Genomic DNA, 15,609 nt, shown 5'->3' on the forward strand with positions numbered 1-15,609 from the left:
CGACATTCTAGAGAATGAGCTTTCTGTTCGGGTAGAGGCGGATATGAAGCGTCTGTCATCGATTATGAAGTAGGCACAGAAGCGATTTGACGTGCTAAGTGAATTAGCTCTAAGTCAGATTGTGAAGTTGCACTTACGAGGATGTGAATGAACAGTTTCTACCCGAGCATGCATTCGATCAAGACAGCTTCTTCCGATTAGGCTACGACGATGGTTCTACTCCGGCTGGCCAGCTACGTATTTTCGTCATCGTTAACGAACAGCTTGAAAGGACTCCTAAGTTTATGTAACGAATGTATAGATGGAGCTAGTGAAGTGACGTAAACACTAACTGGGTTCATTATATAAAAAGGAGGATAATGACATGTCAATTCCGTCTGCTTCTAAACCCATTCTATGGTGGTGTGTCGTGGGGACTGTCATTCTCCTCTTTTGTTTGTTCATGTATCGCACAGGGGCTGCTATGTATCACAATCAACAACTCCGACAAGAGTTCCCAGCTGCCACCAATGCTAGTCCTTATCAGCAGGCTGTTCCGATGGATCAGATGGACTTCGCGGCCTACACGTCCTATTTCCCCGACATCTTTGCGTTGCCTGACTATGAATGGACGAATCGTATAGAGACGCCTATCTCGTTAAAATATTACGCTGAAATTCCAAGCAGCGGGGAAGCGGCTGCGCTGGAGATCGCCAAGGGAACGACGATCATCGCTATTCCTGAATGGACAACAGGCTCTCCCTTCTACGAGGTGGGGTACGGCTATACGAGCTATCCTAGCTATGAGCAGGGCTGGCGCTATGTTCGCCCGTTTATGCTGGCAGAGGATTCTGATCTGGCAAGCAATCAGAAGTATTATTATGTGGATATAAATAGCTTGGAGGCTGTATTGGACAAAGTTATCAAGGTCAATCCGCCTGTTCGTGCAGAGATACGACAGCAAGGGTGGAGCTTGAGCAAAGGAAAGTACTTCATCGCGAGATCGGTTGATCATGCGTTATATCGGCATGGAGCCTATCTTTCACCCGACCTATATGATAGAGTTATGGATCGCTGGAATGCCATATTGCTTGGTGCAATCGGGATTATGATTGCGGCTGTCCTGCTAAGCAGAGGGGTTTGGCTGCGAAGACATCGGTGATAGAACCATATAGCGATGAGGGACAGCTAACTCATGCTATCTGAACAGTAGCAGGATGAACGTTGTGTTCATCTCCCCGTCACGAAGACAAATAAATAGCATGAATTGAAGCGGCGATCGCCTCTCTGGACTTAACAGGGGAGCGGTCGCTTATTTTTTTCTCGAATCTTCCAAGGCTGTCGTAAGAATGACTCGAAACAGGCGTCTCCACGAGCTGTGAACGAGCAAATTCATAAAGAGGTGAATGAGCAGACATAGTAAAGGTAAAGCTCAGGATGACAGGTTTTTTCAGGAATTAGTAATAAATTCTAAATATTTAATAGCCTAAATATTTTTTCGATAAACTATATATTTTTTAACAAAAATTTAGTATGATTTTTAATGGATTCCGAATGATGGTGTTTTCTGAAACATTTTCGTTCGGTTTTACAACACTTTATATACAGATGCACAGCTTACATTTACAACAAATGAAGTGTTGATGTATGGAATGGAGACAAGATGAAGAAAAACATTTATTTTAACCACGATGGCGGCGTTGATGATCTGATTTCTTTGTTTTTGTTGCTGCAGATGGACAACGTCCAATTAACCGGTGTATCCGTCATTCCAGCGGATTGCTACTTGGAGCCGGCCGTGTTCGCGAGCCGCAAGATCATTGATCGCTTTGGCAAGGGTGGCCTTGATGTCGCAGAGTCCAACTCTCGCGGGAAGAATCCATTCCCGAAGGACTGGCGCATGCATGCCTTCTACGTGGATGCCCTGCCGGTGCTGAATGAGTCCGGAACGATTGTTACACCCGTTGCAGACAAGCCTGCACACCTTCATATTATTGATACGCTGCGTGCAACGGAAGGCAAGACGACGCTCCTGTTCACAGGTCCATTGACTGACCTTGCTCGCGCCTTGGATATCGATCCTGCGATCGAAGAGAAAGTAGAACGTCTTGTCTGGATGGGCGGCACCTTCCGCGAAGCGGGCAATGTGCATGAGCCTGAGCATGACGGCACGGCAGAATGGAACGTGTTCTGGGACCCAGACGCTGCTGCGCGTGTATGGGAGAGCGGCATTGAGATTGATCTCGTTGCGCTTGAGAGTACGAACCAAGTGCCGCTGACGCTGGATGTACGTGAACGCTGGGCGAAGGAGCGCAAGCATATCGGTGTTGATTTCCTCGGCCAATGCTATGCGATGGTGCCGCCGCTCGTTCATTTTTCAACGAACTCCACCTATTATCTATGGGATGTATTAACGACCGCGTTCGTTGGCAATAGTGAGCTTGTAAAGGTGCAAACGATCAACAGTGTCGTGATAACAGAAGGGGCGAGCCAAGGCCGTACGGTAGAGACGGAAGCGGGCCGTCCGGTGCATGTTGTCTATGATGTGAATCGCGATGCCTTCTTCGATTACATGACGGAATTGGCGAAGCGAGCGTCAGAGAAGAGGGAAGCCTAATGTCAGAGAAGAAACGCGTAATTATAGATACCGATACCGCCGGCGATGATACGATTGCCATTCTGACGGCGCTTCATTACTTCCAGGTCGAGGGAATTATGATGACGGGCGGCAATGTGCAGTTCAATCAGCAGGTGGAGAACGCGCTCTATACCGTTCAAGTCGCAGGCCATGGTGGCAAGGTTCCCGTGTACAAGGGATGCGAGGGGCCGATTATGGGACTTGGGCAGAAGGAGCACCGCACGGTTGAGGATGTTCACGGCAAGGATGGCATGGGGGATTCCTTTTTTGAAAAAGCGATTCAGTCTCCCGAAGCGGGCCATGCGGTCGACTTCCTGATCGAGAGGGTTCATCAGAATCCGGGTGAGATTCATCTGTTAGCGATAGCACCTTTGACGAATATTGCGATGGCTCTTAAAAAGGATCCGACGATTGCGTCGAAGATTCCGCATCTATATATTATGGGCGGCACGAACAATGCCTTGGGCAATATTACGCCGAGTGCGGAGTATAACTTCTACGTCGATCCAGAGGCGGCGAAGATCGTGCTTCATTCCGGCATTCCCATCACGATGGTAGGCTGGGAGATGTGCACGCAGTACTCGATCATGGATGATCAGGATCATGCTGAGATCGAAGCGCTTGGAACGAAGGGTGCGCAATTCTTCAAGGACGTGAACAAAGTCGTTATGCGCTTCAACAAGACGGTGCACCGCCTGAACGGCACCACGCATCCCGATACGCTGCTTGCTGCTGTAGCGGCAGATGAGAGCATCATGACGAAGTCGAACCTGTATCATGTGGACGTGGAGACAGTTGGTGAGCTGACGAGAGGCTACAGCCTCGTTGATATCAATAACCGCTTGGAGCGTACGCGCAATGTTCGCGTCTGCGAGGCGATCGATCGTGATGCCTTCAAAGAAATGCTGCTTGACGTCTTGCAAACGATTAACTAGAGATAGCAATAGCCGTATTCGCAAGAGGCTGTTCTGTTGCAGGCTTGGGCTCTACCCGCGGCCCTTTCGCTGCTTACATTCTTGGTCATGACACGATGAGGAAAGGATCTGTTTATGCAATACATTTGGGGAGTTCTAGGGATATTAGGGATTGTGCTGATTGCGTTTGCTTGTTCGACTAATCGGAAGGCCATCAATCCGAGAACGGTCATTGGCGCGTTTGCGATTCAATTCATTTTTGCACTAATCGTGTTGAAATGGGACTTCGGCAAGAAGATGCTGAATTACTTGGCAGCAGGGGTTCAAAGCGTTATCAACTCCACGAATGCAGGGGTTCAGTTCTTGTTCGGCGGTATACTTGGCGCGGAGAAGGCGGGCTTCACGTTCGCCCTGCAGGTATTGCCGATTATCATCTTCTTCTGTTCCTTGATTGCGGTACTGTACTATCTTGGCATTATGCAGTGGGCAACGAAGATTATCGGCGGCTTCTTGTCCAAGGTGCTGAAGACAAGCGAGACGGAATCGATGTCTGCGGCTGCAAATATCTTCTTGGGTCCGACGGAGGCACCGCTGGTCGTTAAGCCATATATTGAGAAGATGACTCGATCCGAGCTGTTCGCGGTGATGGTAGGCGGACTGGCGTGCGTCTCGGGTTCTGTGCTTGGCGGATACGCGATGCTTGGTGTTCCAATCGAGTATTTGCTGGCGGCAGCCTTCATGGGGGCGCCTGGCGGATTGCTCATGGCGAAGATGATCATGCCAGAGACCGATCATAAGCTTCGAGTGGAGCATGTGACGGTGGTCAAGGATACCGAGTCCAAGAATGTTATTGATGCTGCCGCTCGCGGTGCATCAGACGGTCTGAAGATTGCGGCTGGCGTAGGCGCGATGCTGCTTGCGTTCATCTCGCTCATTTTCCTCGTGAATATGATCATTGGCTGGATCGGCGGCTGGTTTGGCCTTGAGGCGTTGACGATGGAGCAAATTCTTGGCTACCTGTTCGCACCGATTGCTTTCTTGATCGGGGTGCCGTGGGAAGAAGCGCTGCAGGCGGGCTCCTTTATTGGTCAAAAATTCGTGCTCAACGAGTTCGTGGCCTACAGCTCGTTTGCGCCTGAGATTGCGAGCTTGTCGCCGAAGAGTGTGGTCGTGATCAGCTTCGCGCTGTGCGGCTTCGCCAATCTGGCAGCGATTGCGCTTCTGATCGGGGGATTGGGGGGCATTGCCCCGTCCAGAAGACAGGATCTTGCAGAGCTTGGCTTCCGAGCGATCGTTGCAGCGACGCTCGCGAACCTGCTGAGCGCGGCTATTGCAGGGATGCTGATCTAGATAACATATAGAGAGGCACGGCACTGCGTTTGCAGCGCGCTGCCTCTCTTCGAGCAAATAAATAAGCGAGAGTGGAAGGAGCTGCATGGCAGCTTGGCAGTGTTCCGCTCTCGCTTCTTTTTTAAGAAATATGAAATATGGCCTCGGAAGTTGTACGATGAATACATCATCGTTGGATGAAAAGCGCAAGGTAAGGGAACTTAAGGGAACTCCTTGCCGTATTATAATTCCTGTGAGAAATCCGCTTTAAGTTCTGTCATAATCCTTGACTTGCTTGAACTTCCTTTTGCGTCATCTGCATCCGTACCATCAAGATTGAACTTGCCCGCTTGCATGTTAATAACGCTGTACTGACCAGAAGTGTTTTTCTTCAAAAAGATCACATACTTGCTTCCTTTTTTCATTTCGGTATAACCTTCACTCGTCATTTTCTCTTTCCCTGAGTATGTCTGACGAATTCCAATCGGTTCAATAACTGCAAGATCAATCGCATCTTCTTTTGGGCCTTTCAATACTTCTTCAACTTGAAGCTCTGTAGAAGTGACAATATACATAAGCCCACCCAAAGAATCTTTTCCTATAAGAACCTCGCGGTCCTCAAAGTCCTGAATAGGGCTTCCGATCACAACGAGTTCGGCACCAGAGAATAGTGCTCGGGCCGATGAATACCCTTTATACGTTGCTGGAAAAGAAAATTCACGTACAGAATTATAAACAGCAAAATAATAGTAACTTGACGCAATCGCAAGGATAACCGTTAAAGCAAGAGTAATAACCACACTCTTCTTTTTTAGCAACATTCCATTCTCCTCCTATTGTTCTAATTTCCCCACTTGTATCTCAGTTCACCTTTATCATAGTCAGAACGGGACATTGCAGCTAACGGGGCAGGCTGTCGCTATTCGTACTTAAAAGGAAGTCCATCTCATTCATCCACTCTCATCATCCAGCCATTGCTCTATCTTAAGCATCCTGGCAGCATAACGTTTTGCGCATTAAAATTCCAGAAAATCATACCGCAAAGAAACCACCCGTTGACTACGCAGGTGGTTTCATTTGAAGTCATTATTTATGTGGCTCATACAGTTGGAACATAGACATTTCGTCATTCATCGATCTGGCGATCTGATAAGCTTCACGTATATCTTTCTCATTTTGAATCATTTCATAAAATACGCGCATAACAAACATCAATGCGTCATTGCCGTCAGGGTAATCATTCGGCGCGATGTACATTTGGCACCCTCCATCCAAAAACGCTTGTGTCAAGGCGGGCAGCCCTAATGAGCATCCGTTGCCGAAGACGATTTTCCCATTCAGCTTCGCAAATTGCTTGATTTCTTCCGGGCCAAAATATCCGCGCGGTTCATTATCCTCGTACACATCCTCATCCAGTTCGGGCATGATGAATCTTCCTTCATCTCCGTGAAAATTAAGGATAATCATATCCGTATCGGCGTAGAGATCTTCGCCTGAAAGAACGGAAATGAAGTCGCTTGGCCTCCCGACCCAATAGGTAAACACCCGCACTCCAAAATACTCAAGCGTCATGCGCAGGGCTTGCGACTCCATATCGGTATCCGGACCAACGACTAATGCAACATTCATAACAGGTTTACTCATATTCCTTGTCCCTCCCAATAGTGGTTAGTTAGATTCATAGCTGCAGGCCACTTATTAAGGAGGCGCTCGGGCACGAGCAGTAATAGCAACAATACGTTAACGGTTATGCGTCATCTTCATTATGTATATATCCTCCTGGAAACTATAATTTAAAAGAATATTAAAATATTGGAAATCAAAAGTCAAATGTCCCTGTTAAATGCTTTTTCGAATAGATGATTAGAGGTATGATCGGCGGATGTACAGTAGATAGCCGTGGCATGACATGCAGATGCTACAGCTAGTCAGAGCGCATACATTCCAGTCGCATAATAAAAAAGCCTCATTAAATGAGGCTTTCAGATTGTAGAGAAACCCACGTTTTTTTTAGCAAGAAATATAAGTTGTTCGATGGACAGAAGCATGTAAGCTAGAGGTTCTTATTGCCGAAATGCTCCTGATACTGGCTCGGGGTAATCTGAGCGTACTTTTTGAAGATGCTGATAAAATACTTGTAGTCGCTAAACCCCATATCCTGCGCGATGGCATATACCTTATTGTCGCCGGTCTTCAGCAGCTCGATTGACTTCTGAATGCGATAGCGATTCAGGAACTCATTGAACGTGTAGCTCGTCTCGGCCTTGAACTTCTGATTCAAGTAGTAGGCGCTCAGGTCCAGCTGCTCCACGAGGTCGTGGATGCTGATCTTTTTCGCATAGTTCTCCTGCACATAAGCAATCATCTGTGAGACGTACCGCGAGGTCTTCGTCTCCTTCTGCATGAACTTGCTGCTTAATATCTCCTCTGTCTCCTGCGGATGGTTGGATATGACCTCATATTTGCGCTGCAGATCGACCTTGGTCTTGGCCGATTCCAGGGCGGCGATCAGCTGATCGTCCTCAAGCGGCTTGACTAAGAATTCGGTGACACCAAGCTGCAGGGCCTGCTTCGCGAGATGGAACTCATTGTAGCCAGAGATAATAATGCTGCTGAACGTATGCTTCTGCAAGCCCTCGCGAATCATGGAGATGCCGTCTTTAATCGGCATATTGATATCCGTAATGATGATATCGGGCTTCAGCTCGCATATTTTCTCATAGCCGTCTTGCCCATTCAAGGCCTCTTCAATGACAATGCAGTCGTATTGCAGCCAATCGATGCTGTAGCGGATGCCTCTGCGAATCATTTCCTCGTCTTCAACCAACAGAACCTTGAACATCTTGCTCACTCCGTTTCGTAAGGTATGGTCAGTGTCACACAAGTGCCTTGGCCTTGCGTGCTGTTGATATGAATGCCGGCTTCCTCTCCATAGAGAAGCACCAAGCGGCGATGAACATTATAGAGCCCGATATGCGGCGTCGTATTGTGCGGGCTGTCCAACATGCGCCTTAGCTCCTGCAGCGACTGCTCATCCATGCCGGGGCCGTTGTCGCATACCTCAAGCAGCAGCTTGCCGTCCGCAAGCTGAATGCGAATATCGATCAGCATATGGCTTTGATGCTGATAGCCATACTTGATAGCGTTTTCAATGATTGGCTGCAGGACAAGCTTCGGAACGTATATCGGATAGGTTTCCTCCGCAATCGTCACGCGATACTCCAGCCGCTCGTTGAAGCGAATCTGCTGCAGCTTCAAATAATCCCTTACATAACTCATATCGTCCTTCAATTGCACGCTGCGATCATTGCCGATGCTGTAGCGCAGCAGTCTAGACAGCAGCATGACGATCTCCTGAGCCTGATTGGCGTCGATCTTAATAGCATAACGCAGCGTCTCTAACACGTTAAAAATAAAGTGCGGGTGAAACTGCGACTGCAGCTGCTTTACTTCTATGATGGTGCGAAGCTCGGACAGCTCTTTGTTTTTGTCCATTAATTCCTTCAAGCGATCCAGCATCACATTGTACTCATCGCCAAGAATCTCGAACTCATCATTGGTCTGAATGTCGACATAGCCGTTGAAGTTTCCTTCGCGCAGCTGAGCCAGCGCAAGAATTAATTTGTCTATCGATTCGGAATTGCGAGCTGACATCTTGTTGGATAAAAAATGAATGATAAGCCACAGCAGCAGGCTGACGGCAAGAATGAAGACCGACACCGTGTAATAGGTGTACTTCTCTGACTTATAGGAATTGAGCGTGATGACTTCGATCGGCGTGCCGGGTATGCGGCTTGCATACATGTAATACGCGCCGCCATTCAATAAGGCCTGTCCTTGGGCATTGAGCTCCGGGCTGAACTTGTTCAGCGAGCCCTTGGTCACATTGCTCGTGGTGGCGATGATCGAATGATGCTCATCCGTGATCATGGCAATCTCATTATTTTGCTTGAACAGCAGCTTCTGCATGTCGGACTCATAGAGCTGATAGACGAGATAGCCAATCGTTCGCTTATCCTTGATAATGGCCTTGCCAAAGGTATAGCTCGTATCGCGATCATGCGAGTAGCGGAAGCTGTTCATCTCGGCTAAGGTCTCATCTGGCCGCTGGCTGATCCGGTTGATGAGATTGCCGAAGGCAAAGCTGTTGTACAGCGCATCCGCCGACTCTGAGCTCGCGCGAAAGATGCCGTTCGTATCGACAAGGTGAAAGATGCTCTTCACCTGCTGGCGATTGTTGAAATCATAGAATTCGGAGTAGACTTTGTCGCTGCCAAGATGCGTGGTCAAGTAATTGAGCACAACAGGCGAGCGGGCCATGCGATTAATCTCCTCATCGTATTGGCGATAAACCTCTGACATCGAGGTGCTGATCGAATTGGCAGCCTCCATCGTCTTCTGCGTCAAGCTGATTCTTCCATTAATAATAGTGAAGATGAAGAACAGCACGATCACAATGGAAAAGGGAATGACGGCATAGAGTTGGAATAATCGGCGAGTGGACTCCTTGAAATTGCGAATATGCTTTTGTTTTTGTTCCATAGCTCCCCCCACATCTAGTAAGCCCTTTCAAAGCTTATTATAAAGCGTTGCCGGCATGTGCAGGGCATCCAAATGCAACCAAGCCGGCCCTCCAGAGCGGAGGAGCCGACTTGATCGAGATGAAGCCGTCCCGAATGCAGGATGAACAGGACGCTCAGGGTGCAGCGGGCGGTGTACGGGGTGCGAATTGGAATGCCAGTGCACAGGATACGCATGGTGCACGGGTGTCTTTTTTACTAAGCCCTATGCTCAACAGCTCAACAAGCATTGCTTGCTTATAGCGATACTTCCTTCTGTCCTGACAGCTTCAAGAAGGCAAGCAGGGAGACGACGGTGATCACGGTTAGAATCGTAGAGAGCGCAGCTGCCACGCCGTAGTTGCCGCGAATAACCTCGGTGTAGATGGCCACCGTTACTGTCTTCGTCTTGCCTGTATACAAGATGATGGAGGTGCTCAACTCGGTGATGATCGTAATCCAGCTTAGAATTGCGCCTGATACGACGCCAGCGAGCATCATGGGCAGCGTGATCTTGAAGAAGGTCTTCATCTGCGAAGCGCCCAGACTGATTGCGGCCTCTTCAATCCCGTCGTTAATCTGATGCAGAATGGCGGCACTGGAGCGAATTGTATACGGCAGACGTCGGATGACGAATGAGATAATCATGATCAAGGCGGTCCCGCTTAGAATGAGCGGCTTGTCGTTGAACGTAATCAATAACGCAATACCGAGGATCGAGCCTGGCACAATATAAGGGAACATCGTAAAAATATCCAGTGTGTTCGTCAGCGCATTCTTCCTGCGCACGGTGACATAGGCGATCAGAATGGCAAGGAAGATAATGATGACGAGAGACACGATAGCTAGAATGAACGTGTTCGTAATGACGCCGCCGATGCTCTCAAAAGCGCTCTGATAGCTTTGCAGCGAGAAGCCCTTGACGAAGATTCGGCCGTTGGACTTCAGGAATGACGTATAGATAACATACAGCTGCGGCAGCAGTGCAATAAAGGTATACAGATAGATGATGACATGCGCCGCAATGCTTCCCATGCCTTTTTTCTTCTTGGCTTCGATCGGGTGCAGGGCACTCATCGTGAAGGACTTGCGATTCGCGATAAACTTCTGCAGAAGGAAGACGGAAGTGGCAAACAGCACGACGATCACACTGATGGCAGCCGCAAAGCCATCATCTCCGCCAACCTCACTAATAAATTCATTGAAGATCAATACGGGTACAGTCTTGAACCCTTCGCCAATCAGCATCGGCGTACCGAAGTCGGCGAGGGCACGCATGAATACGAGCAGTCCCCCTGCAAGCAGGGTAGGCGTAATGAGCGGAAGCAGCACCTTGCGCATCTTGCCAAAGCCCTTATAACCCATGCTCTCTGCCGCTTCCATCAGGGATTGGTCCACATTCTTCAATGCCCCGGATACATACATGAAGATGAGCGGCACCATTTGCAGCGTTAAGACGACGAGTATACCGGTAAACCCATATATATCAGGCATTTGGAAACCAAATGTGTTGCTGACGAATTGAGTAATGACCCCATTTCTTCCTAACAGCAAAATCCAAGAATAAGCGCCGATGAATGGGGCAGACATGGATGAGATCAGGATCAGGATCCGGATCGTGGCATTTCCTCTAATCTTCACGGTAGCCATAATATAGGCCAGCGGTGTTGCAATAATCGTTGCCAGCGCCGTTACACAGACGGTCACCTTCATACTGTTGAATAACGCATTGGTATAATAGGGTTTGCTGAAAAATTTCACGAAATAAGCGAAGGAGAAATCTCCTGTCGTGCCGTTGTACACACTCTTGAACAGCATGGTGAATAGCGGCAAGGCTAGAAACAGCATGTAGAAAGCGAAAATAAGGAACGAAATGTTGGTCCAGACATCAAAGCGCTTGCGTGTCCTCATCATAGCTGAACGCCCCTTGTATAGTTCAATTCGCCTGCGGCATCATAGACGTTGATCTTGTCCGTCTTCACCTTCAGGTGCACGACTTGACCAGGCTCTAGAATATGGGTGGTCTTGGATTCCTGTGTAATCTCGATGCGCTGACCTGACTCCAAATCGACGAAGTAATGAGTGTTCTGTCCCAAAAAGACGCTGTGCACGATTGTTGCCTTCATGCCTGTGTGGTCATCGGTCATGATGAATTCTTCAGGCCGAACGGATACCTTGACGCTGAGCTTCTTGGCATCGGTTGAGCCGGGAAGCTGAATATTGGTCATCGCTTCCGAATAACCTGAGCCAAAATCCACGCTGTATCCGTCCTTGCCGCCAGTTAAGGCAGCTTCGATAATATTCGTGCGTCCAATAAAGGTGGCGACGAATACATTGGCTGGGCGCTGATAGATCTCCTGCGGCGTCCCCAGATGCTGAATGACGCCTGACTTCATGACGGCGATCCGATCGGAGACAGCCATGGCTTCCTCCTGATCATGCGTGACGTACACCGTTGTAATGCCGACTTCGCGCTGAATGTCCTTGATGGCGTTGCGCATATCGACTCTGAGCTTCGCATCCAGATTGGACAGAGGTTCGTCCATCAGGAGCACATCCGGACGAATGACGATGGCGCGGGCAAGCGCGACACGCTGCTGCTGGCCGCCGGACAGGTTCTTCGGCATGCGGTCCTTGTACTGCTCAATCTGCACGACTTTTAAAATGTCTTCTACTTTAGCGTTGATGTCGGCCTTTGAGAGCTTGCGATTCTCAAGTCCAAATGCGATATTGCCCTTAACGGTAAGATGAGGGAAGATGGCATAGCTCTGGAACACCATCCCGATGTTCCGCTTGCCGGGCTCCACTTGATTAATGACGCGTTCGTTGAAGCTGATCGTACCGCCTTCGATGCTGTTGAAGCCTGCAATCATGCGCAGCAGTGTCGTCTTGCCGCAGCCGGAAGGGCCAAGAAGGGTAAAAAATTCGCCCTGCTTGATCTCTAATGACAATTCGGGAATGACGGTAGTGTCACCGTATTTTTTCACTAGGTCTTGGATGTTGATTGTTACGCTCATGGTTGTCACCTAACCTTTATCATGGCTTTAATCGAAAAGAAAAGCTGTCTGGGAAGCCGCGCGGCAATCCCTTGCTTGTGTGCATGTGTAAACAAGCGGATATCCGTGAAGGATGCGGGTTCATGCTCTTGAATCCCATCAGGGCGCTTGCGAGCCGATTGTTCGTTCTATGAACCTAATCATCGATCATGCGCTGCTTGCGCAAAGCTGGCTGAGAGGGCATGGCTATGTGGAATTTGTGCTCAAACTTGCCTTAGCCTTCTGCCAGCTTCGCGAAGCTGCTGGTTAAGCGTGGTACGTTACTTGATGTTGGTGAAGATCGAGATATAGTGCTCGATGATCTCGGATTTGTGCTCGCTGACGTAATCTGTATCTTCATCGATCATGTTGATCTTCTCGTAAGGCGTCATGTAGTCGCCGAGCTTGGTATCTTGGCGGAGCGGGCGATTCGTCAGCTGTGTGCCGAACGCATCTTGTGCTTCCTTAGACAGAATGAAGTCGATGAACTTCTTCGCATTGTCCATGCGCGGCGCATCCTTCACGATGGCAGAGGCTGCATCCAGGAATACTGCGCCTTCCTTCGGATACACGATTTCGACAGGAGCGCCGTTGCGCACATACGTGTTGGCGGGATCTTCATAGGTCAAGCCCACGATATATTCACCGTCTGCGACGCTCTTGTGCACCGCGCCGGAACCGCTTGCAATTTTGCCGTCAAGGTTCTCGATCAGCTTGCCGACATAATCCCAGCCCTTCGGATTCTCGTAGTCGCCGCCCATAGCCTTCAGCATATTGGTCAGCTGCGCGAAGGCGGAGCTTGAGCTTGCAGGATCAGCGGAAGCAATCTTGCCTTTTAGCTCCGGATTCAGAAGATCCGCATAGCCTTCGATCTTGATATCCCCGATCAGGTTCTTGTTCACGAGCAGCACGCTGCCGTCTGAGATGTAAGGCGTGGCGAAGCCGGTCGTGTTGCGGTGGCCTTCAATCAGATTCGCATCCTCAGGCGATACATATGGCTCGAACAGGACGGCATTCTCGCGATAGCCTGCCATGGAGCCGCCGAACATGACGTCAGCGTAAGGGTTCTGCTTCTCTGATTGCAGGCGTTTAATAATCTCGCCTGTACCGGCTGTAACGAGCTCTACCGTGATTCCCGTTTTCTTTTCGAACATTGGAATGATGGCCTTGATGATCTCTTCACTGTTTGGGCTGTAGACGACCAGTTTATTGGCTGAGCCTGATTCATTGCTGCCGCAACCGCTCAACAGGCCTGTAACGAGCATGCAAGCGATCAGAAGGATGGAGATCTTTTTCATATCATGGTTCCCCCTTGGAATATGATTGTTTATGATTCTTGGTGTTGCAAGCTTATTGTAGCAAGTATGATACCGCTTACAAATCCTATAATCCGCAAACATTGTCTAATATACGCAAGTGATTTTTGGAGGCCAGCGGGTATGGAAGTAGCGGATAGACAGGACGCTGATGCTGTAAGCTTAACAAATCGGGCATGGGCTGATTAAGGTCTGGGATGAGTGATAGGGTGATAGGGTCTGGGATCAGGGGCGATGAGATGCAGTGACTGAGATGGAGTGGGGGAGTTGGAGTAATGGAATAGAAATGCTGAGATCGGAGTGATGGGATAAGATGACGGGAAAGGGTGAGCGATGCTAGCCGTTCTCGTTCGCCATACTTCTGCCCTGTTCTTATGGCGGCCAATGCGTCATGATAGAAGCATGGCATCCATGAATAGTTGAATGAAGCAAAGAGAACGGCTGCTATGCACGCCTCAAGTGCAGGCGGAATGTGCGGGGGCAGCGTGGCTTAGGTGCTTATTCGGTTAAGAATCTAACGATAGAACGGTACCGCAGTCTGTATCGAGGATTGCATTCATTCAAGAGCATGGGATTGAGGATAAAAGGAGTGGAATATTCATGGCTTATCAGCTTATAAATGGCGTGCGTGTATGGGGAACACCTGACGAGGGAGCCTTGGCTCAAGCGAACACGTGCGCGGAAACAGGCCGTGTGGTTCAGGCTTTATTGATGGCGGACCACCACAAAGGCTACAGTCAGCCGATTGGCGGCGTGGTGGCGTATGAAGGGCAAATCTCGCCTTCTGGCGTGGGTTATGATATTGCATGCGGCAACAAGGCGGTGCGCACGCCGCTGATGGCTGAGGAGATCAAGCCGCGGCTGTCGAAGATAATGGATGAGATCGCGCGCCGAATCTCCTTTGGAATAGGGCGTGTCAACCAAGAACGAGTGGATCACGCGCTCTTCGATGATCCCGATTGGGCGGTCTATCAGGCAGTAGGCCTGCAGGAGCATGACAAGCTGAAGGCCTTGGCCCGTGATCAGCTGGGGACGGTAGGGAGCGGCAATCACTTTGTCGACCTGTTCGAGGAAGTGGGAACAGGCCGCCTGTGGATCGCGAACCACTTTGGCAGCAGAGGCTTTGGCCATAAGACGGCGAGCGGCTTCTTGAACCTCGCTGCAGGCAGACCGTTTCTAGGCAATGCGCCAGGCGAGCATATGGATCAGCCGCCCGTGCTGCTCGATCTCAGCAGCGAGGTCGGCGATATGTATTACCGCGCCATGCAGCTGGCAGGGCGATACGCCTATGCAGGTCGGGATTATGTGATCGATCAGGTCTTGGCGCTTCTCGGGACACAGGCGGAGCTTGAGGTGCACAACCACCATAACTATGCGTGGAAGGAACAGCACGAAGGCAAGGAAGTCATGGTGGTTCGCAAAGGAGCGACGCCGTCTGCGCCGGGGCAGACAGGCTTTATCGGCGGCAGCATGGGCGATATTTCTGTGATCGTAAGAGGCAAGGACTCGGCAGAGAACAAGGAGGCCTTCTACAGCACGGTTCACGGCGCTGGCCGCATCATGAGCCGTACCCAAGCAGCCGGCAAGATGAATTGGAAGACCAAGACGCGAAGAGGCGGACAAATTACGCCGGAGCAAATGATGGCGGCGGTGCGCTCCTATGGCGTGGAGCTGCGCGGAGCGGGAACGGACGAAAGTCCGTTTGTATACCGGAAGCTGCAGGAGGTGCTGGATGCGCATGCGGACACGATAGACGTGCTTCATGTGCTGAAGCCAATCGGCGTATGCATGGCTGGCGCAGACGAGTTCGATCCGTATAAGGATTGATGGTTGATCGCC

Annotated in this window: 14 protein-coding genes; 7 read left to right on the forward strand and 7 right to left on the reverse strand. The window is 49.8% G+C overall.

Features of this window, described 5'->3' with window-relative positions:
- Positions 1–364: 364 nt before the first annotated feature.
- From B9Y93_RS18775 to B9Y93_RS18790, 4 genes are all read left to right on the forward strand, one after another.
- A complete protein-coding gene (locus B9Y93_RS18775) occupies positions 365–1,141 on the forward strand; it encodes a hypothetical protein (RefSeq protein ID WP_085496976.1) in 777 nt (258 codons plus the stop codon).
- 501 nt (positions 1,142–1,642) lie between these two features.
- Positions 1,643–2,596, forward strand: a complete 954-nt coding sequence (locus tag B9Y93_RS18780) for a nucleoside hydrolase (RefSeq protein ID WP_085496978.1) — start codon at positions 1,643–1,645, stop codon at positions 2,594–2,596.
- The gene (locus tag B9Y93_RS18785; protein WP_085496980.1) at positions 2,596–3,552 is read left to right on the forward strand and encodes a nucleoside hydrolase; all 957 of its coding nucleotides are present in this window, start codon (positions 2,596–2,598) and stop codon (positions 3,550–3,552) included. Before B9Y93_RS18780 ends, B9Y93_RS18785 begins: the two co-directional genes overlap by 1 nt.
- A gap of 114 nt (positions 3,553–3,666) precedes the next feature.
- Positions 3,667–4,881, forward strand: a complete 1,215-nt coding sequence (locus tag B9Y93_RS18790) for a NupC/NupG family nucleoside CNT transporter (protein WP_085496982.1) — start codon at positions 3,667–3,669, stop codon at positions 4,879–4,881.
- Between the two features lie 221 nt (positions 4,882–5,102).
- On the opposite strand, the gene B9Y93_RS18795 is transcribed toward B9Y93_RS18790, so the two are convergent.
- The 4 genes from B9Y93_RS18795 to B9Y93_RS18810 form a co-directional block, all read right to left on the reverse strand.
- A complete protein-coding gene (locus tag B9Y93_RS18795; RefSeq protein ID WP_085496984.1) occupies positions 5,103–5,681 on the reverse strand; it encodes a hypothetical protein in 579 nt (192 codons plus the stop codon).
- Between the two features lie 265 nt (positions 5,682–5,946).
- A complete protein-coding gene (locus B9Y93_RS18800) occupies positions 5,947–6,504 on the reverse strand; it encodes a delta-aminolevulinic acid dehydratase (RefSeq protein WP_085496986.1) in 558 nt (185 codons plus the stop codon).
- Between the two features lie 409 nt (positions 6,505–6,913).
- The gene (locus B9Y93_RS18805) at positions 6,914–7,702 is read right to left on the reverse strand and encodes a response regulator transcription factor (RefSeq protein ID WP_085496988.1); all 789 of its coding nucleotides are present in this window, start codon (positions 7,700–7,702) and stop codon (positions 6,914–6,916) included.
- Positions 7,703–7,707: 5 nt separating this feature from the next.
- Positions 7,708–9,402: a sensor histidine kinase gene (locus B9Y93_RS18810; protein ID WP_085496990.1), complete on the reverse strand. Its 1,695-nt coding sequence runs from the start codon at positions 9,400–9,402 to the stop codon at positions 7,708–7,710.
- Between the two features lie 110 nt (positions 9,403–9,512).
- Between B9Y93_RS18810 and B9Y93_RS24670 the strand changes: the two genes are divergently transcribed.
- On the forward strand, positions 9,513–9,683 hold the full coding sequence (locus B9Y93_RS24670; protein ID WP_176228978.1) for a hypothetical protein: 171 nt from the start codon (positions 9,513–9,515) through the stop codon (positions 9,681–9,683).
- Here B9Y93_RS24670 and B9Y93_RS18815 read toward each other — a convergent pair.
- A complete protein-coding gene (locus B9Y93_RS18815; RefSeq protein ID WP_085496993.1) occupies positions 9,678–11,333 on the reverse strand; it encodes an ABC transporter permease in 1,656 nt (551 codons plus the stop codon). The two genes, B9Y93_RS24670 and B9Y93_RS18815, sit on opposite strands and share 6 nt — an antisense overlap.
- Positions 11,330–12,436 carry an ABC transporter ATP-binding protein gene (locus tag B9Y93_RS18820; RefSeq protein ID WP_085496996.1) on the reverse strand — a complete coding sequence of 369 codons (1,107 nt, stop codon included), beginning with the start codon at positions 12,434–12,436 and terminating at the stop codon, positions 11,330–11,332. Before B9Y93_RS18820 ends, B9Y93_RS18815 begins: the two co-directional genes overlap by 4 nt.
- A gap of 112 nt (positions 12,437–12,548) precedes the next feature.
- Here B9Y93_RS18820 and B9Y93_RS24675 point away from each other — a divergent pair, with 112 nt between their 5' ends.
- Positions 12,549–12,725 (forward strand): hypothetical protein, encoded by a 177-nt coding sequence (locus tag B9Y93_RS24675; RefSeq protein WP_176228979.1) that lies wholly within the window; start codon positions 12,549–12,551, stop codon positions 12,723–12,725.
- 10 nt (positions 12,726–12,735) lie between these two features.
- Here the strand turns inward: B9Y93_RS24675 and B9Y93_RS18825 are convergent, their stop codons facing one another.
- On the reverse strand, positions 12,736–13,752 hold the full coding sequence (locus tag B9Y93_RS18825) for an ABC transporter substrate-binding protein (protein WP_085496997.1): 1,017 nt from the start codon (positions 13,750–13,752) through the stop codon (positions 12,736–12,738).
- Between the two features lie 618 nt (positions 13,753–14,370).
- On the opposite strand from B9Y93_RS18825, the gene B9Y93_RS18830 reads away from it, so the two are divergent.
- Positions 14,371–15,597: an RtcB family protein gene (locus B9Y93_RS18830; protein ID WP_085497000.1), complete on the forward strand. Its 1,227-nt coding sequence runs from the start codon at positions 14,371–14,373 to the stop codon at positions 15,595–15,597.
- Positions 15,598–15,609 lie beyond the last annotated feature (12 nt).

The sequence above is a fragment of the Paenibacillus aquistagni genome, assembly GCF_900177815.1.
GTDB classification, from domain to species: Bacteria; Bacillota; Bacilli; order Paenibacillales; family Paenibacillaceae; genus Paenibacillus_B; species Paenibacillus_B aquistagni.